The following is a 22,882-nucleotide window of genomic DNA, read 5'->3' on the forward strand; positions in this document are numbered from 1 at the left end:
CGTGCGTGAACGTCGCCTGCTTGGCTAAGGGGGTGGCAGCCCTTCCGGCATTGCGGACAAATGTTCATGACAGGCCAGCCATAGGCCTTGTTGTTCTTGGCGAAACACAATGGTTTCGCGCTCCTGGCTAAAGTGAAGCTCCCCTTGCATGCGCAGCTCGGTGGCCACGTCATGGATGAAAATCGCCACGTCCCCTTGCAGGCTGACGAAGGCGTTGCGCGAGGTGCAGCTCAACACCTCGAAGCCATCCTCGGACCGCCAGCGATCCCACAACGCCCGGTAGGCATCGCGCGACAGCAGGGGCCGTTCGAGGGTGTGGAACACAAAACTCGCATCGGTCGTGAACGCGCCAAAATAGGCGTCGCGGTCATTGCGGGCGAAGGCCGACACCAGCTCAGCGGCGGCCTTGAGAATCGGGTCTCGATGGCTCATGGCGGCGCCTCAGCGATGGACCACGCCAGGCAGTACGCAGAGCATCTCGTACAGCAGGTTGGCGCCCAACAGCGAGGTGTTGCCGGTGGTGTCGTAGGGCGGCGAAACTTCTACCAGATCGCAACCGACCAGGTCGAGGCCCTGGCAGCCACGGACGATTTCAATTGCCTGGATAGTGGTCAATCCACCGATTTCCGGGGTGCCGGTGCCCGGCGCCCAGGCCGGGTCGATGCCGTCGATGTCGAAGCTCAGGTACACCGGGCCGCCGCCGACTTTCTCGCGGACTTCAGCCATCAGCGGGGCCAGGGATTTGTGCCAGCACTCTTCGGCCTGGACAACGCGAAAGCCCTGGTTGCGACTCCAATTGAAATCCTCGGCGGTATAGCCCTGGGCGCGCAGGCCGATCTGCACCACGCGGTCGCAATCGAGCAGGCCTTCCTCCACGGCGCGGCGGAAGGTGGTGCCGTGGGCGATTTTCTCGCCGAACATATGGTCGTTCACGTCGGCATGGGCGTCGATGTGCACGAGGCCGACCTTGCCGTGTTTCTTGTGGATCGCCCGCAGGATCGGCAGGGTGATGGTGTGATCACCGCCGAGGGTCAGGGGGATGACGTTGTGTTCGAGAATCTTGTGGTACGACGCTTCGATGATCCGTACCGCGTCCAGCAGGTTGAAGGTGTTGATCGCCACGTCACCGATGTCCGCCACCGACAGCGAGTCGAACGGCGCGGCGCCGGTGGCCATGTTGTAGGGGCGGATCATCACGGATTCGGCGCGGATCTCCCGCGGCCCGAAACGGGTGCCGGCGCGCAGGGAGGTGCCGATGTCCAGCGGCACGCCGACGAAGGCCGCGTCGAGGCCGGCAGCGGTTTGCAAATGGGGGAGTCGCATCATGGTGGCGATGCCGCCGAAGCGCGGCATTTCGTTGCCGCCCAGTGGTTGGTGAAGAATCTTGTCCACGGGTAGGGCCTCATCGTTGTTTTATTTATCAGGGGCCGATTCTGCGAAAAGCCGTTGCCGTGAAGAATCGCTGGCGGCAAATACTTAGTTCAGATTTTTCTAAACTAATGGCGGGCGGGGCGATAGACTTCGCATCAGCGCAATCCTGGGGGACATGCCCCTGTGGCGAGGGAGCTTGCTCCCGCTGGGCTCTGTAGGAGCTGGCGAAGCCTCGGGCCGCGTTCGGACGATCTTTTGATCTTGATCGTTCGCTTGAGACTCAAGGGCCTGGGGAGAGATCGCAGCCTCGCTTCGCTCGGCAGCTCCTACACAGCTCCTACAGAGCCGAGCGGGAGCAAGCTCCCTCGCCACAAGAGCGCTACCAAGCCCTGAGTAATTCGGAGACCCCAATGGCCAACGCTCTACCCGACCTGAAGCTGCTGCGCATTTTTGTCAGCGTGGTCCGGCACCAGGGCTTCGCCAATGCCCAGCACGAGCTCAACCTGTCCACGTCGGCCATCAGCACCTACATGAGCCAGCTCGAATCGGCCCTGGGCCTGGTGCTCTGTCATCGCGGCCGGGGCGGGTTCAGCCTGACCAGCAAGGGCGAGTTGTTCCATCAGGAAACCTTGCGCCTGTTGGGCGAGCTCGAAGGCTTCGAGCAGTACGCCGCCGCCCTCAAGGGCGAGTTGCGCGGTACGTTGAACCTGGGGGTGATCGACTCCACCGTCAGCGACAAGGCCTTGCCCTTCGCCGAAGCCATCGGTGCGTACAGCCAGGAACATCCGGCGGTGCATCTGCACCTGTCGGTCCTGAGCCCGTATGAACTGCAACTCGGCGTCCAGGACAACCGCCTGGACCTGGCCATCGGCGCGTTTTCCACGCGCATGAGCGGACTGGTCTACATGCCGCTGTATCGCGAGCAGCACTGGTTGTATTGCAGCAACCGCCATCCCCTGTTCACCGAACGGCGCATCCCCGAACCAGTCATCACCCAGCAGCGCATGGTCGGGCGCGGTTACTGGAGCCAGGCCGAATTGGCCCGCCATGGTTTCAAGCACAGTGCGGCAACGGTGGAGAGCATGGAGGCGCAGTTGATCCTGGTACTGTCGGGCGCCTACATCGGTTATCTGCCCGAGCATTACGCCCAGGCCTGGGTGGACAAGGGCGATTTGCGCGTGTTGCTGCCGGCAACGTTTGGTTATCAGGCGCCGTTTTCGATGATCGTGCGCCGTGGCCGCAGCCGCGAGCCGCTGATCCAGACCTTCCGTGATCTGCTCAAAGCTCAACTGAACCAGGCGTGACCATGTCCAGAATCCAATGCCCGCGTTGCCTCAGGCCGCAAAGCCACTGCCTGTGCCCGTTGATCCCCAGCCTCGACAGCCGTACCCGCGTTCTGCTGTTGCAGCATCCCAGCGAAGTGAACCATGCCTTGAACACCGCGCGGCTGGCGGCGTTGGGGCTGACGAATGCCGAGTTGATCGTGGGCGAGGTGTTCGAGGATTTGCCCCGGCTGCTCAACCAACCGGGTTACCAGGCGCGGTTGTTGTTTCCCGCTGACGATGCACAGCCAATCCAGACCTATGGCGCGTCCGATGAGCCGCTGCTGTTGGTCGTGCCCGACGGCACCTGGCGCAAGGCGCGCAAGATCCTGCACCTCAACCCGTTGCTGGCAGCGCTGCCGAGGGTGACGTTGGTTGATGGCGGCGTGTCCCGCTACCGCTTGCGCAAGGCGCCAGGGCCGGGGGCGTTGTCGACGGTGGAGGCGATTGTCCAGGCGTTGCAGGTCCTGGAGGCGCCGGTGAGCTTCGAGCCGTTGCTGAGGCCGTTCGAGGCGTTGATCGAGGGGCAGATTGCGGCGATGGGGGAGGAGACGTTTCGGCGTAACCATGCTGGGAAATAATGGTTGTCCTCGCTGACGCCATCGCGAGCAAGCTCGCTCCCACAGTTGATCTTCAGTGCACTCAAGGTTAGTGGTCACCACAAATCCAATGTGGGAGCGAGCTTGCTCGCGATGGCGATAGCCCAGCCACCGAAGATCCCAGCCAAAGCCTACCGCTCGCGCATCGCCTCGGTCCGCGCTTTCAACACGGGCTTGAGCAGGTAATCCAAGACACTTTTCTCCCCAGTGATGATATCCACCGTCGCCACCATGCCCGGGATGATCAGCAGCGGTTTCGCATCCCCGCCCAAATGGTTCTTGTCGGTGCGTACCTGGATCAGATAGAAACTGTTGCCCTTGTCATCGGTGATGGTGTCGGCGCCGATCAGTTCGAGCTTGGCGCTGAGTCCGCCATAGATCGTGTAGTCGTAGGCACTGAACTTGACCATGGCTTTCTGGCCCGGGTGCAGGAAGGCCACGTCTTGCGGTCTGACCTTGGCTTCGATCAGCAGGTTGTCCTCCAGGGGCACGATCTCGATCATGTCGCTGCCGGGTTGGACCACGCCGCCGATGGTGTTGACCTTCAATTGCTTGATCACCCCGTGCACCGGCGAGACCACGGTGGTGCGGGTCACGCGGTCGTCGATGGCGATGCTCGTGGCGGTGATTTTTGACAGCTCGGTGCGTTTCTCGTTGAGGTCTTTCGCGGCATCCGAGCGGAAGGTCTGTTCCGATTCGTCGATCTTGCTCTTGATCTCGTTGATCGCTGATTCGGCCCGAGGGATCGCCAGCGTCGTGGCGTTGAGCGAGCCGCGGATTTCCACCGCGCTGCGCTTGAGCCGCAGGATTTCGACGGGTGAAACCGCCCCGGTGCGCACCAGCGGTGCCGACATGTTCATTTCTTCTTGCAGCAAGGCCAGCGCCGAGCTGAACTGGCCTTGCTTGGAGCGAAACTCTGCGAGTTCCTGGGTTTTCTGCCGCAGCTGTTCGGTCAGCGTCCGCTGCTCGCTGGCCAGGCGCCGCTGGCGTTGCTCATAGAGCGCGCGCTCGTCCTCGGCCACCTGCGGCGCCTTGCCGGTCACTTCGGTGGACAACTGCAAGGGCCGTCCTTCGGCCTCTGCCGATAAACGTTCAACCTGGGCCATCAACGCATAACGATCCGCCTCGCTCTCGCCCTTGTTCGACAGGAACCGCGTGTCGTCCAGGCGCAGCAGGGTGTCGCCCTTGTTCACCATCTGGCCTTCGCGCACGAAAATCTCGGTGACGATGCCGCCTTCGAGGTTCTGGATTACCTGGATCTTGCTCGACGGAATCGCCTTGCCTTCGCCGGTGGTGACTTCCTGCAACACTGCCAGTTTGGCCCAGACCAACCCGCTGATGATCAGCCCGGCGGCCAGCCACACGGTAACGCGCGAGCGGCGGGGCGAATCCTGCAGCGTGGCGCCGGCGGTTTCCGGCATGAACTCGCTTTCGGCGCTTTTGCTGAAACTGCCGAAGTAGCTTCGGGCGGCTGAATCGGGTGTTTGAGCAGACATGGGGCGGTACCCGTCGATTAATAAAGGTTCATCAGTACTGCTTTTTTGGCGAGGGAGCTTGCCCCGCCGGGTTCTGTAGGAGCTGGCGAAGCCTGCGATGTTTTGATCTTTCGCTTGGGACTCAAGTGTCAGGGGAAAGATCGCAGCCTCGTTGCACTCGGCAGCTCCTACGCAGCTCCTACGCAGCTCCTACGCAGCTTCCTCGCTGGTTTTTATACCGCCGCGGAGCCCACCCGCCCTTTGCGCAACGCCTCGATCACCGCGTCCTTCGGCCCGTCCGCCACGATCCGGCCGTTATCCAGCACCACCAACCGATCCACCAGGCTGAGCATCGAGGTGCGATGGGTGACCAGTAGCACGGTCTTGCCCTGTACGTGGGTATGAAGTTTCTGCCGCAGGACGTCTTCGCTGCTGTTGTCCATGGCGCTGGTGGGTTCGTCCAGCAGCAGGATCGGCGGGTCGAGCAACAAGGCCCGGGCCAGCAACACGGCCTGGCGCTGGCCGCCGGACAGCAACTGCCCGCGCTCACCCACCGGACGATCAAAGCCCTGCGGATGCTGGCGCGCCAGTTCGGTGACACCGGTCAGTTCCGCCACTTCGAGCATGCGCGCGTCGCTGATGTAGCGGGCGCCGAGGGTGAGGTTGTCGCGCAGGCTGCCGGCGAGCAGCGGCAGGTCATGGGCGACGTAGCCGATCTGTTGGCGCAAGTCGGCGACGTCCAGTTGCCGCAGGTCCAGGCCGTCCAGCAGTAACTGGCCTTCCTCCGGCGCATAGAACCCCATCACCAGCCGCGCCAGGGTGCTTTTGCCCGAGCCGCTGCGGCCGATGATCCCGACCCGTTCACCCGGCTTGAGGCTGAAACTGACGTTCGCCAGCGCCGGGGTGCTCTGGCCGTTGTAGTGGAAGGTCACGCCGCTCACCTCCAGCGCACCCTGCAATTGGGTGCGATCAAGGGGCCGCTGCTTGGCATCGCGCTCCTGGGGCAAGGCCATCAGGGCATCGGTGCTGCGCATGGTGAGCTGGGCCTGCTGGTAACGGGTGATCAGCCCGGCGATCTGGCCCAGCGGCGCGAGGACCCGGCTGCCGAGCATGTAGGTCGCCACCAGCGCTCCGACGCTGAGGTTGCCGGCGATGATGCTGTAGACGCCGGCGACAATGGTCGTCATGCCGGCAAGTTGTTGCAGGAACAAGGTGCCGTTGGTCGCCAGCGCCGAGAGGTTGCGCGCATGACTGTCGAGGCGGGTGAGGGCGCCGTGGGTGCTTTCCCATTGATGCTGGCGCTCGCTTTCGGCGCTGCAGGCCTTGAGGGTTTCCAGGCCGCCGAGGGTTTCGATCAGCAGGGCCTGGCGTTGGGCGCCCAGGGCCAGGCTTTTTTGCACGGTGTCGCGCAGGCGCGCCTGGATGATCATGGCGAAGACAATGGTGATTGGAAACGCCACCACGGGAATGACCACTAGCCATCCACCCAGCAGGCCGATCACCACCAGCATCAGCAGGGCGAAGGGCAGGTCGATCAGACTGGTGAGGGTGACGGCGGTAAGAAATTCACGCAGCCCCTGGAAGTCATGGATGCTCTGGGCGAAACCGCCGATGGTCACAGGCTTGGCCTTCATCGCCATGCCGGTGATGCGTTCGAACAGGGTCGCCGAGAGAATCACATCGGTCTTCTTGCCGGCGGTGTCCAGCAGGTGAGCGCGCACGACCCGCAACACCAGTTCGAAACCGGTGCCGATCAGCAGCCCCACGGCCAGCACCCATAGCGTTGATGTCGCCTGGTTCGGCACTACGCGGTCGTAGGTCTGCATGACGAACAGCGGCACCATCAGCCCCAGCAGGTTGATCAGGAAACTCGCCAGGATCGCGTCGCTGTACAGCCAGCGCGACAGTTTCAAGGTGTCGCGAAACCACGCTTCGACCCGTGGCACCAGGGGCGCGCGCAGGTCTTCGAGTTCGTGACGCGGCCGGGCGAACAAGGCCTGGCCGCTGTAGTCGGTGGTCAGTTCCTCGCGACTGACCCATTGTTCGCCGCCATCGGCCTCGCTGGGCAGGATCAGCGCGCGACCGTCCTCGCCCCAGCGCCGCAATATTGCGCAGCGGCCCCCGGCGAGGATCAGCATCACCGGCAAATTCAGCGCCGAGATGTCCGCCAGGTCGCGACGCAACAACCGCGCCTGCAAACTGGCCCGGGCCGCTGCACGCGGCAGCAGGTCCAGGCTCAAGCGTTGGTGCGCCATAGGAAGCCCGGCGCTGAGGCTGGCGCGGCTGACGGTCGCGCCATGGAGTTTGCAGAGGATCAACAAGCCGTCCAGCAAGGGATCATCGAAGTTCAAGCGCGGGTCGGCGCTCGGGGTGCTGGGTTCCATGCTGGTCAAATCGGTCGCTCCCACGGGATTACTTCAGTTCCGGCAGCCGTGCCTGATTCTTGACTTCGGTCTGCGCGACCGCATCGGCCGGCAGCACGATCCGTTGCTTGTGCAGCAGCAGGCCCATGTTCGCCAGCACCCGGTACATCGAATATTCCTCGGTGTAGCGCACCTCGGTGTAGCGACGGTTGGCGTTGTACAGCTCGTTTTCGCTGTCGAGCAGGTCAAGCAGGGTGCGTTGGCCGAGGCCGAACTGATCCTGATACGCGGCGCGCACGCGGGCGGTGGTGTCGGCGTACTCGCGGGCCGTCGGGGTCTGCTTGCGCGCGTTGAGCATGGCGTTCCAGGCCAGGCGGGTGTCTTCGTTGAGCTGGCGCAGGGCGTTGTTGCGGATGTCCATGGCCTGGTTGATCTGGTGCGCGTTGGACGCCAGCCGCGCCTTGTCGCTGCCGCCGCGGAACAGGTTGTAGTTCATCACCACGCCCAGCCGCCAATTGTTGTCGTGACCTTCTTCGCCGCCGATGTTGTTGTTGGCACCCACGGCGGCCTCGGCGTCGAAGCGCGGATAGAACGGCGATTTCGCCACTTCATATTGGCTTTCGGCGGACTGGATGTCGGCCTGGGCCGATTTCAGGTACGGGTTGTTATCCACCATGCTTTGCTGGGCTTCGCGCAGTTCGGCGGGGATTTCGCCTTTGGTGGACGGCGGTGTTTCCAACTCATCGGGCATGCGCCCGACCACGCTATAGAAATTCGCCTCGGCGTCGGCCAGGTCGACCTGGGCGGTGTCGTAGTTGTTTTCCGCCAGGGCCCGACGGGCATTGGACTGATCGGAGTCGGCGGTGCTACCCACCCCGCGCTCGGTGCGCAGGCCGATCTGGTCGTTGACCCGCAGGTGCGCCTGCAAGTTGTTCTTGGCCAGGGTCAGCAGCTCGCGGCGCTTGAGGACTTCCAGGTAGACCTCGATGGTGCGCAGGGCCAGGTCTTGCGCGGTGCCCTGGGCGTAATAGGCCCGGGAATTGACCACGCCCTGGGTGCGTTCGACTTCATTGGCGGTGTTGAATCCGTCGAAGATCATCTGCCGCAGGCGCAGCTCCGACTGGGTGTAGGTCAGGATGTTCGTGTGATGGTTGCCCAGCGCCCGGGTATTGGTGTTGTCGCTGTAGCCGCGACCGTATCCGGCGTTCAGATCCACTGATGGAAAAAAGCCCCCTCTTGCCACTTTGACGTCTTCATTGGCCGACAGGCGGCTGTCCACCCGTTGCGCCAATTCGGGGTGCGTCGCGATGGTGCTCTGGATGGCTTCGGTCAACGACATCGCCTGCGCCTGAGAAGAACAGGCCATGGCCAGCAAAACCGCGCTGCAGAGGGGTGTAAGAACGCGCATGGGGTGTATCTCCTGAGGTCTGTTGTGCTTCGTTGTCGCCAGAAAATTGACGTTTAAAAGATCAAAACCGTTTCAACCTTGTAACAACACAGCTAAGAACATCCTGCGGAAAACCTAAGAAGAATTTCTCATAACGCTTATTTCGAAAAAAACTTATGTCGTTAAAAAAAACCGGCACATTGTTCAGAGCAAGAGCCTTTGTATTTACGGGTTCTGACGGTTTTAAGACGTCAATAAAAAGTTCCATTCAAATTTTGAAACGACGTGAAGAACAGCAAAAAAGTTGAAAAACGGGGCGATTCAGTGTGACGGTTTTTTGTCGTTATGGCGAAGCGCTAGCGTCGCCAGGCCCCGTGAAAGCTGGCAGATTTTCCAGATTCTGACGGTCGACTTGAAAATGACTTCTTCACCCAGACAGGTGCCGACCACGGTTGGCAAACAGAGGGAATGCACATGGCAGCGCTCATCGGTACCGTCAGCAAGGTGGTAGGGCAGGTTTTCGCGGAGGCCGCTGGTGGGGTGCGACGCCCATTGGTCGAAGGCGATCGTTTGTATGCCGGCGAGCACTTGGTCACCGGGGCCGATGGTGCAGTGGCCGTGCATCTACAGAACGGCCATGAATTGACGTTGGGGCGCGGCAGCGACCTGACCCTGACCCCGCAATTGCTGGCTAACCAGGCGCCGCATGTCGACACGCCTGAAACCGCAGCGCCGAGCGACGCGCAACTGACCGATGTGCAAAAACTGCAGCAAGCCATCGCCGCCGGCGCCGACCCGACCCAGGCGGGCGAAGCCACCGCGGCGGGGCCCGGCAACGCCAGCGCGGCGGGAGCCTTGGGTGGCGGTCACAGCTTTGTGCTGTTGGAGGAGGTGGGTGGAGAAGTCGACCCGCAGATCGGCTTTCCCACGGCGGGGTTCAACGGGATTCCGGAGTTTCCCCAACTGGAATTGGCGGCCGATCCGGATAATAACGACGACGGCACTGTCCCCCCCGTAACGCCCGAGACCCCGGACAACCCTGTCACCCTGGATGGCCTGACCGTGAACGGCGGCGAACTGACCGCCAATGAAGCCAACCTCGCCGACGGTACCGCCAGCAATCCAGGCGCGCTGGTGCAAAGCGGTACGTTCACGATTTCTGCGCCCGACGGGCTGAGCAGCCTGAGCATCGGTGGCATCAATGTGATTACCGGCGGCGTGCCCGCAGGTTTCCCACAATCCGTCACCTCGCCCTTGGGCAACACCCTGACCGTCACAGGCTATGACCCGGCCACGGGCGTCGTCAGCTACAGCTACACCTTGAACGACAACGAAACCCATCCGGCGGGTGGCGGTGCCAACAGCATCAGCGAGCAATTCCCAGTGGTGGCCGTCGACACCGATGGCGACACCGCCAACGGAACCCTGGACGTCAACATCACCGACGACGTGCCCCAGGCGATCGACGACAGCCACGCCAGCACGGCATCGGAAACCCTTGTCACGCTCACGGGCAATGTCTTGCCCAACGACCACCAGGGCGCTGACCGAATTCCCACCGGCCCCGACAGCGGGCCGATCATTGGCGGCACTTTCACAGGTACCTATGGCACCCTGGTGCTCAATCCCAACGGCACCTACACCTACACGCTGGACACCAGCGATCCGCAGTTCGTCGCGTTGCACGGCGGCGGCAACGGCACCGAAACCTTCGCCTACACCCTGACCGACGCCGACGGCGACACCAGCACTGCCAACCTGGTGCTGCAAGTCCACAACAACGACGATCCAGTGATCATCACCGGCCTGGACACCGAAGGCGGCGAGCTGACGGTGCAGGAGAAAAACCTCAGCGACGGCAGCAGCCCGGACGCTCCGGCACTGACGCAAAGCGGCACCTTCACCGTGACCGCGCTGGACGGCGTGCAAACCCTCAGCGTCGGCGGCATCACCGTGGTCAGCGGTGGCGTGGCCGCCGGCTTCCCGCAATCGATCACCACGGCGCTGGGCAACACCTTGACCGTGACCGGCTTCAACGCCGCGACGGGCGTGGTCAGCTACAGCTACACCTTGCTCGACAACGAAGCCCATCCGAACGCGAGCGGCGCCAACAGTTTGGGCGAGCAATTCCCGGTGGTGGTCACCGACGACAACGGCACCACCGCCACGGGCAATCTGGACGTGAACATCGTCGATGACCTGCCCAAGGCCGTGGACGACAGCAACGCCGGCACCGCCTCGGAAAGCAACCTGACCCTGACCGGCAGCGTGCTGACCAACGACACCCAAGGCGCCGATCACGTGGCGTCCGGCCCGATTACCCCCGGCACCTTCACCGGTACCTACGGCACGCTGGTGCTCAACGCCGACGGTTCCTACACCTACACGCTCAATACCTCCGACGCCGATTTCAAAGGCCTGCACGGCGGCGGCAACGGCACGGAAACCTTCGCCTACACCCTGACCGACGCCGACGGCGACACCAGCACTGCCAACCTGGTGCTGCAAGTCCACAACAACGACGATCCAGTGATCATCAGCGGCTTGGACACCGAAGGCGGCGAGCTGACGGTGCAGGAGAAAAACCTCAGCGACGGCAGCAGCCCGGACGCTCCGGCACTGACGCAAAGCGGCACCTTCACCGTGACCGCGCTGGACGGCGTGCAAACCCTCAGCGTCGGCGGCATCACCGTGGTCAGCGGTGGCGTGGCCGCGGGCTTCCCGCAATCGATCACCACGGCGCTGGGCAACACCTTGACCGTGACCGGCTTCAACGCCGCGACGGGCGTGGTCAGCTACAGCTACACCTTGCTCGACAACGAAGCCCATCCGAACGCGAACGGCGCCAACAGCCTGGGCGAGCAATTCCCGGTGGTGGTCACCGACGACAACGGCACCACCGCCACGGGCAATCTGGACGTGAACATCGTCGATGACCTGCCCAAGGCCGTGGACGACAGCAACGCCGGCACCGCCTCGGAAAGCAACCTGACCCTGACCGGCAGCGTGCTGACCAACGACACCCAAGGCGCCGATCACGTGGCGTCCGGCCCGATTACCCCCGGCACCTTCACCGGTACCTACGGCACGCTGGTGCTCAACGCCGACGGCTCCTACACCTACACGCTCAATACCTCCGACGCCGATTTCAAAGGCCTGCACGGCGGCGGCAGCGGCACCGAAACCTTCGCCTACACCCTGACCGACGCCGACGGCGACACCAGCACTGCCAACCTGGTGCTGCAAGTCCACAACAACGACGATCCAGTGATCATCAGCGGCTTGGACACCGAAGGCGGCGAGCTGACGGTGCAGGAAAAAAACCTCAGCGACGGCAGCAGCCCGGACGCTCCGGCACTGACGCAAAGCGGCACCTTCACCGTGACCGCGCTGGACGGCGTGCAAACCCTCAGCGTCGGCGGCATCACCGTGGTCAGCGGTGGCGTGGCCGCCGGCTTCCCGCAATCGATCACCACGGCGCTGGGCAACACCTTGACCGTGACCGGCTTCAACGCCGCGACGGGCGTGGTCAGCTACAGCTACACCTTGCTCGACAACGAAGCCCATCCGAACGCGAGCGGCGCCAACAGTTTGGGCGAGCAATTCCCGGTGGTGGTCACCGACGACAACGGCACCACCGCCACGGGCAATCTGGACGTGAATATCGTTGATGACTTGCCCACGGCCCACGCGGACTTCGCCTCGGTGGACGAGGGCGGCACCGTCAGTGGCAACGTGCTGAACAACGACGAGGGCGGTGCCGACGGGCCCGCCGCGAGCGGCGCGGTGGTTGGCGTTCGTGCTGGCGGCGATACATCCACGTCGGCCATCGGCGGCCTCGACATGCAGATCAACGGCGCCTACGGTTACCTGACGCTGGACACCAACGGCAATGCGGTCTATCACAGCAATCCGAACGCCGTGAGTGCACCGGGCGCCACCGACGTGTTCACCTACACCGTGCGCGACGCCGATGGCGATGAAAGCACCACGACCATCACCATCGATGTGCACGCCAGTTGTTTCGTCGCTGCGCCGGATCATGAAATCAGCGTGCATGAAAGCGCGCTCGACCTGAACCAGGACGGCCAAGACCTGGCCCCCGGCACCGTCACCGGCAGCGACCCGGGCGCCACCGGCGAAACCGCCACGGGCAGCCTCGTGGATGCGGTCACCGGCGCCATTGGCGCCGTCACCTTCGCCCTCGTCGGCAATGCCACGGGTGCCTACGGTCAACTGCTCCTCAACCCCGATGGCTCCTACACCTACACCCTGACCTCGCCAGCCTCCACTTCGCCCGCCGCCAACGACGGTCCGAACGTGCTGAGCGAAAGTTTCACCTATGAGGCCACCGATTCACTCGGCAACACCGTCACCAGCACCATCGTCATCAACATCGTCGACGACGTGCCCCAGGCACATTGCGATAGCGCTGCGGTGGTGGAGGGTGGGACGGTCAGCGGCAATGTGTTGGACAACGACGTGCTTGGCGCCGACGGTGGCGCAGTGGTAGGTGTGCGGGCCGGCGGCGATACGTCCAACCCGGTCACTGGCGGCTTGAACACACAGATCAATGGCACGTATGGCTACCTGACCCTGGATGCCAATGGCAACGCGGTCTATCACAGCAACCCCGGCTCCGTGGGCGAAGCGGGCGCCACCGATGTGTTCACCTACACCGTGCGCGACGCCGACGGTGATGAAAGCACCACGACCGTCACCATCGATGTGCACAACAGTTGCCTGGTCGCGGAAACCGATCATGACGTCACCGTCTATGAAAAAGCCCTGGACCTGAAACAGGATGGCCAGGACCTGGCCCCCGGTACCGCGACGGGCAGTGAGCCGGGTTCCACCGGCGAAACCGCCAGCGGCACCCTGGTGGGTTCGGTCAGCGGTGCCACCGGCGCCGTGACGTTCACGCTGCTGGGCGACGCCACCGGCACCCACGGCCAGTTGTTGCTCAACCCCGACGGTTCCTACACCTACACACTGACGTCACCGGCGACAACCTCGCCCCATGCCAACGATGGCCCGAATGTACTGAATGAAAGCTTCACGTATCAGGCCACCGACGCCCTGGGCAACAGCACCACCGGCAACCTGGTGGTCAGCATCGTTGACGACGTGCCCAAGGCTATCGCGTCCGAACGCTCGGTCACTGCTATGGAAGTCGATACGAACCTGCTGATCGTGCTCGACGTCTCCGGCAGCATGAAAGACGATTCAGGCGTGCCGGGACTGTCGCGCATGGACTTGGCCAAACAGGCGATCAACGCCTTGCTCGACCAATACGACGACATGGGCGACGTGAAAGTCCAGCTCGTGACCTTCAGCGGCAGCGCCACCGACCAGAGCACCGTCTGGGTGGACGTAGCGACTGCCAAGACGCTGATCTCCACGCTGATCGCCCATGGAGACACCAATTACGATGCGGCCGTGGCGATGGCGCAGACTGCGTTCGCAACTCCCGGCCAACTGACCGACGCACAGAACGTTGGCTATTTCTTCTCGGACGGCAAGCCGACCTTGGGCGAAATCGGCACGGCGGACGAGGTGGCGTGGAAAGCCTTCCTCGACGCCAACGGCATCAAGAACTACGCCATCGGCCTGGGCAGCGGCGTCAGCAATGCCCATCTCGACCCACTGGCCTACGACGGCAGTAGCCACACCAATACCAACGCGGTCGTAGTGACCGATCTCAACCAGCTCAGCTCGGTGCTTTCCGGCACTGTCCAAGGCGTGCCCGTCACCGGCAACCTGTTGGGCGAGGGTGGTTCGTTCGGCGCCGATGGAGGTTTCATCAAAAGCCTGGTGGTGGACGGCACGACCTACAGCTACAACCCGGACGCCAATGGCGGCCAAGGTGCGCTGACCGCCGGCGGCGGGGCGAACCACGGCACGTTCAACACCGCGACCAACACCGTGAGCATCGCCACCGACCATGACGGCACGCTGGTGGTGAATCTCGACACCGGTGCGTTCAGCTACACCTCGCAGACCACCACCAGCGCCTTGATCACCGAGCACATCGGCTACACCGTCAGCGACAACGACGGCGACCTGGCCGGTTCCAGCCTGGTGATCAACGTCGTGCCCAACAGTGCGCCCGTGGCGGTCGCCGACAACATCATCACCAACGTGTTGTCGGGCAATATCGTGGTGCCTGGGGAGTTGCTGCTGGGCAACGACAGCGACGCCAATGGCGATCCGCTCACGGCTACGCCCACCGGTTTCAATACGGGCTGGGCCGCCAAGGGTGGGGACTTCACCGGCACTACCGGCACCGCCAGCTTTACCGGCAACAATGTCCAATCGATCAACCTCGACCGCAGTGCCTTCGTCGCCAACGCCGCGAGCATGACGGCGATGCTGGTGGTCAGTGGCGCGCTGGGGGCGGTGTCGAATAACAACACCAACGATGAAGACCGGCTCAACATCAGCCTCAAGCAAGGCGAAACCCTGACCTTGGACCACAACCTCGCCACCGGTCGCGTCGCCATGGAGTATTCCCTGAACGGCGGGCCTTTCGTCGCCATCAACGACGGCGCCTCGTTCACTGCCGCGGCGGATGGCAACTATCAGATCCACATCACCAACATCCCCAACCCTGGCAACGGTAACGTCAATGGCTCGGAAAGCTATCAACTGACCATGACGGTCAATTACGCCGGCGCCCAGGACAGCACGACGGATTATCACGGCACCTACACCGCCAGCGACAACCACGGCGGCAGCGACAGTGCTGCGGTCGACATCAGCTATCAGGCGGGCCACACCCTGGCAGGGACGGCGGCGGACGATGTGTTGCTGGCCGGCAACGGCGACAACGTGCTCAACGCCGGCGATGGCAATGACATCCTCAGCGCGGGGACGGGCAACAATGCCTTGCATGGCGAGGCGGGCAATGACGTGCTCTACAGCGGCAGCGGCAATGACCTGCTCGACGGTGGCACCGGCAACGACACTGCCAGCTACGCCCATGCCAGCGCAGGCGTAACCGTGAACCTCGGCTTGCTGGCCGCGCAAAATACCCTGGGGGCCGGGACGGATACCCTGGCCAGCATCGAAAACCTCGTCGGCTCGAACTTCAACGACAATCTGACCGGCAACAGCGCGGGCAATCGCATCGATGGCGGGCTTGGCCATGACGTGCTCAATGGCGGTGGCGGCGATGACATCCTGATCGGCGGCCTCGGAAACAACATCCTCACTGGCGGCAGCGGCGCCGACACCTTCCAGTGGCAGGCGGGCAACAGCGGCCACGACGTCATTACCGACTTCACCCCGGGCCTCGACAAACTCGACCTGTCCCAACTGCTACTGGGCGAAAACGGCAGCGCAGCGTCCCTGGACGATTACCTGCACTTCACTGTCACCGGCACCGGCGCATCGGTCATTACCAGCATCGACGTCAGCAGCACCGCCGGCGCCACGCCGAACCAGACCATTGACCTGGCCGGCGTCGATCTTGCCAGCCATTACGGTGTTACGCCGGGGTCGGGGGGAATGATCGGTGGTGCGGACACTGCGACGATCATCAATGGGATGCTCAATGATCATTCGCTGAAGGTGGACACGGTGTGAGGTGAGCTGAAATGACAAAACCCGGTGATGTGCCGGGTTTTGTCTGCTGTATCCGCTGTGGAGCGAGCCTGCTCGCGATAGCGGTGGGGCAGTCGACTGTAATGTCGTGTGTGCCGACGTTTTCGCAAGCAGGCTCGCTCCCCATGGGAACAGGCACGGCAGGGTCGAGCACATCTGCAGGGTCGGCTTCCGCGAGTTTCGGACAGGGTAGGGTGGCGCGCAGGGTATCGGTCATGACCGGCAGTCGCTCGGATTCGCGAAGCTCGTAAAGCGTTGCCCGATTGTCTGGAGAGGCGAAGGGTATAAAAGGAATTGATGGGCCTGGCATGACCACGCTCCTCGCGAAGACGGCTCTCTGGGGTAAAACATGACGGAATGAAGACATTGGACCTTGGCGACGCCGGGCTGGCTACTGTCAGGTTTGACAGGTGCTGACAGGTTTTGGACCAGCGGTTGAGCGGGGCGGGAGCGCGGCGAGACGCCGGTCAAGGCTTGCGCAGGGTTTTCTGCCTGAGGATATAGACCGTCACCAGCACCGCGCTGGTCAGCATGAACCCCCGCGCCCACGGCAGTGGCACCAGATAGCAGGAAAACAGGATGCTGGCCCACATCAAACCGATGGCGTAGACCTTGCCCTTGAGGGGAATGCCGTTGCCGCTGAGGTAGTCTTTGATCCACGGGCCGAGGCGGGGGTGTTCGACCAGCCATTGGTAGAAGCGCGGCGAGCTGCGGGCGAAGCACGCGGCGGCCAGGAGCAGGAAGGGCGTGGTGGGAAGGACGGGAACGAAGATGCCGATGACCCCCAGCACTACGCTCAGCCAGCCGATGGCCAGCAGAGCGTAACGCAGGATCAGCGGGCGCTTGCCGATTGGCGAGGGCACCCGGTCACTCAGTGGTGGCGAGGCTTGAGGATCGCCGGTTTCTCGTCCGGGGCGTTGCACAGCAGATACAGGGCGGTCAGCGCTTCGGGGATCTGCACGATCATGTCGTCCATCAGGTTCGCGTCGGCGGCGATGTCCGAAAACTCCGGTTGCTCGTCGAACAGGCCCGAACCGACCATGATCGGCAACAGCATTTCGCTGACTTCTTCTTCCGCGGTCTCGAACCAGGCGGCTTCGCGCAGGAACACGCCTTCCATGAAGCCGATGCACCAGCCGCGCAGTTCCGAGTCGTCCGGGTCGTCGCCCAGGTCCAGCTCGCACGGCAATTCGAATTCTTCGTCGGAAGCCAGTTGGCGGGCGATGTGGGCCTTGAGGCCAACCAGCGTGGCTTCGATTTCAGCGCGCTGGGCTTCGTCGCTGTAATGTGGCTCTTCGGCGAACAGGGCGTCGATCCACTCACGGTCCGGCACTGGCTCGGAGCAGATGGACAGGGCGGTCAGATAGCCATGAGCGGCCACGTAATCCAGCGCCTCGTCGTGCAGCTCATCGGCGTCGAGGAAGACTTGCAGGCGGGTCAGTTGCTCAGCGAAGGACATTACGGGCTACCTTGGGGAATAAACAATGCGGGAATTCTAGGCCTTCTTGAGCGGGCAGGCCAGCCGCGTGGTGGATTTGCCTCGACTTGGGTGCACGGACGGGTCGTGATACCTGTAGGAGCTGCCGAAGGCTGCGATCTTTTGATCTTATCTGTTGGTCGTTCGCTTTGGATGCAATTGGCTGGGGAAAGATCGCAGCCTCGTTGCACTCGGCAGCTCTACATCCCATGGCGTGCAGTCGCCTGATTGCTCACCTCCCGTCAGCAGCCCCCTTCGCAACGAAGCCCTCGGGTATACTGCCGCGTTTTGTGATGCCCTGCGGTCGGTTGGAAACGCGCACTTACGATTTGCCGGTGCAACGTTTGTGATTCTGAACCAGCCTTGCAGGGATGTTTCGGTGATTTTGGAGTTTCTATGCTCGAACAGGCTCAACGCGTTCTCAAGGACATCTTCGGCTACGACAGTTTCCGTGGCCGCCAGGGTGCCATTATTGAGCGCGTGGCCAGCGGTGGCGATGCCCTGGTGCTCATGCCCACCGGCGGCGGCAAGTCGCTGTGCTTCCAGGTGCCGGCCCTGTTGCGCAACGGCCTGGCGGTGGTGGTTTCGCCGCTGATCGCCTTGATGGACGACCAGGTCGCCACCCTTGAAGAACTCGGGGTCGCCGCTGCGGCGCTGAACTCCACCTTGAGCGCCGAGCAGCAACGGGACCTGGCCGCGAGGATCAAGCGTGGCGAGGTGAAGATGCTTTACCTGGCGCCGGAACGCCTCGTGCAGCCACGCATGCTGGCGTTTTTGCAGAGCCTGGAAATCGCCCTGTTTGCCATCGACGAAGCCCACTGCGTGTCCCAATGGGGCCATGATTTCCGTCGTGAATACCTGCAATTGGGGCAGTTGGCCGAATTGTTCCCCGACGTCCCGCGTATCGCCCTGACCGCCACGGCCGACAAGCGTACCCGCGAAGAAATCGTCGATCGACTGCACCTGCAGGACGCCGAGCGGTTCCTTTCCAGTTTTGACCGTCCGAACATTTTCTACCGCATCGTGCCCAAGGAGCAACCGCGCAAGCAGTTGCTGGCGTTCCTTGCCGAGCGCCGCAGCGACGCGGGCATTGTCTATTGCCTGTCGCGCAAGAAAGTCGAGGAAGTGGCGGCGTTCCTCAGCGAACAGGGGTTTCCTGCATTGCCTTACCACGCGGGCCTGCCCAACGATTTGCGGGCCTATCACCAGAAGCGCTTCCTCAATGAGGAAGGCCTGATCATGGTCGCCACCGTGGCGTTCGGCATGGGTATCGACAAGCCCAACGTGCGCTTTGTCGCCCACTTGGACTTGCCCAAGTCCCTGGAAGCCTATTACCAGGAAACCGGGCGTGCCGGTCGTGACGGCTTGCCTGCCGATGCCTGGATGGCCTACGGCCTGCAAGACGTGGTGATGCTCAAGCAGATGTTGCAGAACTCCGAGGGCGATGAGCGGCACAAGCGCCTGGAGCAGCACAAGCTCGACGCCATGCTGTCGCTGTGCGAAGAGACCCGCTGCCGTCGCCAGACCTTGCTGGCCTATTTCGACGAAGACATGCCCCAGCCCTGCGGCCATTGCGACAATTGCGTCGATGGCGTGGAAACCTGGGACGCCACGGAGCCGGCCCGCCAGGCGTTGTCGGCGATTTATCGCACGGGCCAGCGCTACGGCGTCGGGCATCTGGTGGATGTGTTGCTGGGCAAGGACAACGAGAAAGTCCGCAGCTTCGGCCACCAGCACCTGTCTGTGTTTGGCGTGGGCAAGGCCCGCAGCGAGAGCGAATGGCGCTCGTTGTTCCGGCAGTTGGTGGCGCGCGGCCTGGCGGACATCGACCTCGAAGGCTACGGCGGCCTGCGCCTGAGTGCGACGTGCCGGCCCTTGCTCAAGGGCGAAGTCACCCTGGAGCTGCGCCGCGACCTCAAGCCGGCGACCGCGGTCAAGAGCAGCAAGAGCCAGGCCAGCCAACTGGTGCGCGGCGAAGAGCGCGATCAGTGGGAAGCGTTGCGCGCCCTGCGCCGCAAGCTGGCCGAGGAACACGGCGTGCCGCCGTACGTCATCTTTCCCGATTCCACTTTGCTGGAAATGCTCCGCAGCCAACCGACCTCCCTGGCGGAGATGGCCCGGGTCAGCGGCGTCGGTGCGCGCAAGCTGGAGCGTTATGGCGAGGCCTTCCTCCAGGTGCTGGGCGGCGAAGCCGAGACCCCGCCGGCGGTGGCCGATGTTCGCCATGAACTCATCACCCTGGCGCGGGCCGGCATGACCCCGCTGCAGATTGCCAGTCAATTGCAGTGCTCGGAAAAGAACGTCTACACGATGCTGGCCGAGGCCATTGGTCAACAACAGCTTTCGTTGGAGCAAGCGCTGGACCTGCCTGAAGAACTGATGGGCGAGGTCCAGGATGCGTTTCTCGATGGGGAAGGCGAGCTGCCTCCCGTATCGGAAGTCGCCGCGTTGTTCGCAGGGCGGGTTCCGGAAGGGGTCCTGTATTGCGTCAGGGCCGCACTGCAATCGGAATTTGAAGTCTGATCAAATAGTTACGCTCCTTTAACGATTCACTACAGCGCGAGCCTTGCTTGAATCCGAAGGTCATGCTTAGCTGACTAATAATTAGTTTTTCTCTATTTCAGATCTGATGAGTTTTTTATGCCTTTGACCGATCAACACCGTTTTGGCATGCAACTGGCGCAGATGTCCCGTGGCTGGCGCGCTGAGCTGGACCGTCGCCTCGCCGGGCTGGGCCTGTCCCAGGCGCGTTGGCTGGTGCTGCTGCACCTGGCCCGTTTCGAACAGGCCCCGACCCAACGGGAGCTGGCCCAGAGCGTTGCGGTCGAAGGCCCGACCCTGGCCCGTTTGCTCGACAGCCTGGAAACCCAGGGCCTGGTTCAACGCCAGGCCGTGGCCGAGGACCGGCGCGCCAAGAAGATCGTACTGTGCGCGCCGGCATTGCCGCTGATCGAACAAATCGAAACCATTGCCACGCAGTTGCGCCGGGAATTGTTCGAAGGCGTCGACGAAGCGGATATGCGCGTTTGCATGCGGGTCCACGGCACGATCCTGGCCAACCTGGAAAGATCCTGAGGCATATCCCTGACGCCAGACTTTTGAGATTCGGCGGTTAGCGAACTATAACCAGTACTAAGCGATCGTATTGGAAGCGTTTCGCACAGGTCGTTGATCAAAGGGATACCCATGCTTGAAAGTTTGCAGTCCACGTTGCGCAGTTGGATCAACGTGTCGGTCGTCGTGGGTGCCCTGGGGTTTCCAGCCTTGGCGTCGGCGCTGGGGCTCGGGGAAATCACGCTTCATTCCGCCTTGAACCAACCGTTGCGCGCCGATATCGCCCTGGTTGATGCGGCGGGACTCAGCGAGGGTGATCTTTCCGCCAGCCTGGCGAGTCCGGACGACTTCAGCCGTGCCGGGGTGGAGCGCGTTTTTTTTCTCAACAACCTGCGCTTCACCCCCGTGCTGCGGGGCGGACGCAGTTTCATCCGGGTGACTTCCAGCAAACCGGTGGAGGAACCGTTTCTCAACTTCCTCGTACAGCTCAACCAGCCCAACGGGCGCCTGTTGCGCGAATACACCGTGCTGATCGATCCGCCCGGTACGCCAGGCCTGGTGCCGACCGTCGACGAACCCTCCAGCTCGGCCGAGGCGACACCCGCCATCAAGCCGCCCCCGGCGACACAGGGCAAGCGCTACACCGTCGTGCAGGGCGACAATCCCTGGGTGATCGCCAAGCGTCTGCATGATGCGGGCAGCAATGCGTCGGTCAATGAATTGATGCAGGGGATTCAGGCGCTGAACCCTGGCAGCGAACGACTTTCCATCGGCCAGCGCTTGTTGCTGCCTGATTCGGCCATCTTGCCAGCGCCTGCCCAAAAACCTGCCACCCCGGCTCCTGCCGCGGTCGACAGCAATACCGAGCAATTGGCCGCCAGCGTGCTGCAAAGCCAGCAGCAACAGCAGACCATCGAACAATTGCAGGCTCGGATCCAGGCCCAGGATCAGGAAATCGCTGGGCAACGCCAGCAGATCAGCGAGCTTCAAGCGCAACTGACCCAGGCCTCGCCACCTGCGATGACCTCGGAACTTGCCCCTGAACCTGCCGAATCCACCGAACCCACCGAGCCCGCACCGACAGTCGAGGCGGCGCCAGTGGCGGAAACCGAAGGCATCGACTGGCTGTGGGTGGGTGGATTGGCGGGAATGCTCGGGTTGCTGGCGCTTTTGCTGTTCCTGCGTCATCGGCAACAGCAGGAGACGGCGGACCCGGTGCCATTGGCCGCCCGTCCCGACCTGGCCCTGGACGACAACACCGACACCTATATGGAGAGCGCCGACGTCGAGCCCCCCGAAGGCGCCGCGTCGTTCAACAACGGTGATGCTCCTCTGGGAGACGTGCTCGAAGGCGTGGGAATCTACCTGACCTATGGTCGTTTCACCGAAGCTGCCGGCCTGCTGCGCGCGGCATTGCTGGCCGAGCCGGAGCGTACCGACCTGGGGCTCAAGTTGTTGGATGTGCTCGGCAAGCAGGGCGATGTCATCGGCTTCCAGGCCCAGGAGAACCACCTCTTGGCCCAAGGCGTCGATCACCAGACGCTGGAGGAAACGCGCAAGCGCTACCCCAAGATCGCCATGGTTAACGCCCCGATGGAGACCCCCCCGGAGCCCCCGGAGCCCCCGGTTCCAATGCTCGCCCCCGAACCTGTTGCCGCGCCCAGTGATGAGTTCGAGTTGAACCTGGACGGGCTCTCCCTGGAGAACAGTTGGGACCTGGCCGATGATCCGTCGGCGGCTCCTGCACCCGGAACGCCGCCGTCTACCCGTGCCGACACGCTGGCGCTATCAGGCTTCGACGAACCGGACCTGCAATGGGGCGCACCGTTGGAAACCGAGTCGCTGGATGATGATTTCCTCGATGGGTTTGCCGACGAAGAGCAGGCGCTGGAACTGGAACCGCTGTCCGTTGAGCCTGAGTTCGAGTCGCTGTCCCTCGAACCTGTCTCCTTCGAGCTGCAGGCGTCGGAGCATTCGGAAAAGCTGGAAGAAGCGCAGAATTGCATCGATGAAGGCGACCTGAAGAGCGCCATCACCTTGCTGGAAGAGTTGTTGCAAGAGGGCGATGAACCGCTCAGGGAAACCGCCCGGGTCTTGTTGGCCGGGATTCGTTGAGGCGATTGCGAGGCTGACGCAGATTCCCTGTGGGAGCGAGCCTGCTCGCGAAGAGGCCATCACCTTCAAAATATTCATCGACTGACACTCTGCCTTCGCGAGCAGGCTCGCTCC

At 62.9% G+C, this 22,882-nt stretch carries 13 protein-coding genes; 6 read left to right on the forward strand and 7 right to left on the reverse strand.

Translation table 11 applies throughout. The annotated features are described in order from the left end of the window. Nucleotides 1-24 precede the first annotated feature (24 nt). Together M8Q45_RS04665 and speB are read right to left on the reverse strand one after the other, a co-directional pair. Nucleotides 25-432, reverse strand: coding sequence for a YybH family protein (locus M8Q45_RS04665; RefSeq protein ID WP_249873755.1), 408 nt, complete (start codon nucleotides 430-432; stop codon nucleotides 25-27). 9 nt (nucleotides 433-441) lie between these two features. Next, nucleotides 442-1,392, reverse strand: coding sequence for an agmatinase (speB, locus tag M8Q45_RS04670; protein ID WP_249873756.1), 951 nt, complete (start codon nucleotides 1,390-1,392; stop codon nucleotides 442-444). A gap of 389 nt (nucleotides 1,393-1,781) precedes the next feature. Here speB and M8Q45_RS04675 point away from each other — a divergent pair, with 389 nt between their 5' ends. Then, complete coding sequence (locus M8Q45_RS04675; RefSeq protein ID WP_249873757.1) at nucleotides 1,782-2,675, forward strand: LysR family transcriptional regulator; 894 nt, start codon at nucleotides 1,782-1,784, stop codon at nucleotides 2,673-2,675. Nucleotides 2,676-2,677: 2 nt separating this feature from the next. Then, a complete protein-coding gene (locus M8Q45_RS04680; protein ID WP_249873758.1) occupies nucleotides 2,678-3,274 on the forward strand; it encodes a tRNA-uridine aminocarboxypropyltransferase in 597 nt (198 codons plus the stop codon). 149 nt (nucleotides 3,275-3,423) lie between these two features. Here the strand turns inward: M8Q45_RS04680 and M8Q45_RS04685 are convergent, their stop codons facing one another. The 3 genes from M8Q45_RS04685 to M8Q45_RS04695 all read right to left on the reverse strand — a co-directional run bounded on the left by M8Q45_RS04685 (nucleotide 3,424) and on the right by M8Q45_RS04695 (nucleotide 8,538). Next, complete coding sequence (locus M8Q45_RS04685; protein ID WP_249873759.1) at nucleotides 3,424-4,788, reverse strand: HlyD family type I secretion periplasmic adaptor subunit; 1,365 nt, start codon at nucleotides 4,786-4,788, stop codon at nucleotides 3,424-3,426. Between the two features lie 212 nt (nucleotides 4,789-5,000). Beyond that, nucleotides 5,001-7,160: a type I secretion system permease/ATPase gene (locus M8Q45_RS04690; protein ID WP_249873760.1), complete on the reverse strand. Its 2,160-nt coding sequence runs from the start codon at nucleotides 7,158-7,160 to the stop codon at nucleotides 5,001-5,003. Between the two features lie 19 nt (nucleotides 7,161-7,179). Beyond that, complete coding sequence (locus tag M8Q45_RS04695; protein WP_249873761.1) at nucleotides 7,180-8,538, reverse strand: TolC family outer membrane protein; 1,359 nt, start codon at nucleotides 8,536-8,538, stop codon at nucleotides 7,180-7,182. A 453-nt stretch (nucleotides 8,539-8,991) separates the two neighbouring features. Between M8Q45_RS04695 and M8Q45_RS04700 the strand changes: the two genes are divergently transcribed. Continuing rightward, nucleotides 8,992-16,104 carry a retention module-containing protein gene (locus M8Q45_RS04700; RefSeq protein WP_249873762.1) on the forward strand — a complete coding sequence of 2,371 codons (7,113 nt, stop codon included), beginning with the start codon at nucleotides 8,992-8,994 and terminating at the stop codon, nucleotides 16,102-16,104. A 485-nt stretch (nucleotides 16,105-16,589) separates the two neighbouring features. Here M8Q45_RS04700 and M8Q45_RS04705 read toward each other — a convergent pair whose 3' ends face one another. Continuing rightward, a complete protein-coding gene (locus M8Q45_RS04705) occupies nucleotides 16,590-16,985 on the reverse strand; it encodes a YbaN family protein (protein ID WP_249873763.1) in 396 nt (131 codons plus the stop codon). 8 nt (nucleotides 16,986-16,993) lie between these two features. Beyond that, a complete protein-coding gene (locus tag M8Q45_RS04710) occupies nucleotides 16,994-17,581 on the reverse strand; it encodes a UPF0149 family protein (RefSeq protein WP_249873764.1) in 588 nt (195 codons plus the stop codon). A gap of 414 nt (nucleotides 17,582-17,995) precedes the next feature. Between M8Q45_RS04710 and recQ the strand changes: the two genes are divergently transcribed. The 3 genes from recQ (at nucleotide 17,996) to M8Q45_RS04725 (ending at nucleotide 22,768) form a co-directional block, all read left to right on the forward strand. Then, the gene (recQ, locus tag M8Q45_RS04715) at nucleotides 17,996-20,122 is read left to right on the forward strand and encodes a DNA helicase RecQ (RefSeq protein ID WP_249873765.1); all 2,127 of its coding nucleotides are present in this window, start codon (nucleotides 17,996-17,998) and stop codon (nucleotides 20,120-20,122) included. A 117-nt stretch (nucleotides 20,123-20,239) separates the two neighbouring features. Next, nucleotides 20,240-20,674, forward strand: a complete 435-nt coding sequence (locus M8Q45_RS04720; RefSeq protein ID WP_030141131.1) for a MarR family transcriptional regulator — start codon at nucleotides 20,240-20,242, stop codon at nucleotides 20,672-20,674. Between the two features lie 111 nt (nucleotides 20,675-20,785). Continuing rightward, a complete protein-coding gene (locus M8Q45_RS04725; RefSeq protein ID WP_249873766.1) occupies nucleotides 20,786-22,768 on the forward strand; it encodes a FimV/HubP family polar landmark protein in 1,983 nt (660 codons plus the stop codon). Nucleotides 22,769-22,882 lie beyond the last annotated feature (114 nt).

Origin of the sequence: Pseudomonas sp. T1.Ur, from assembly GCF_023516725.1 — a bacterium.
Classification (GTDB): Bacteria; Pseudomonadota; Gammaproteobacteria; order Pseudomonadales; family Pseudomonadaceae; genus Aquipseudomonas; species Aquipseudomonas alvandae.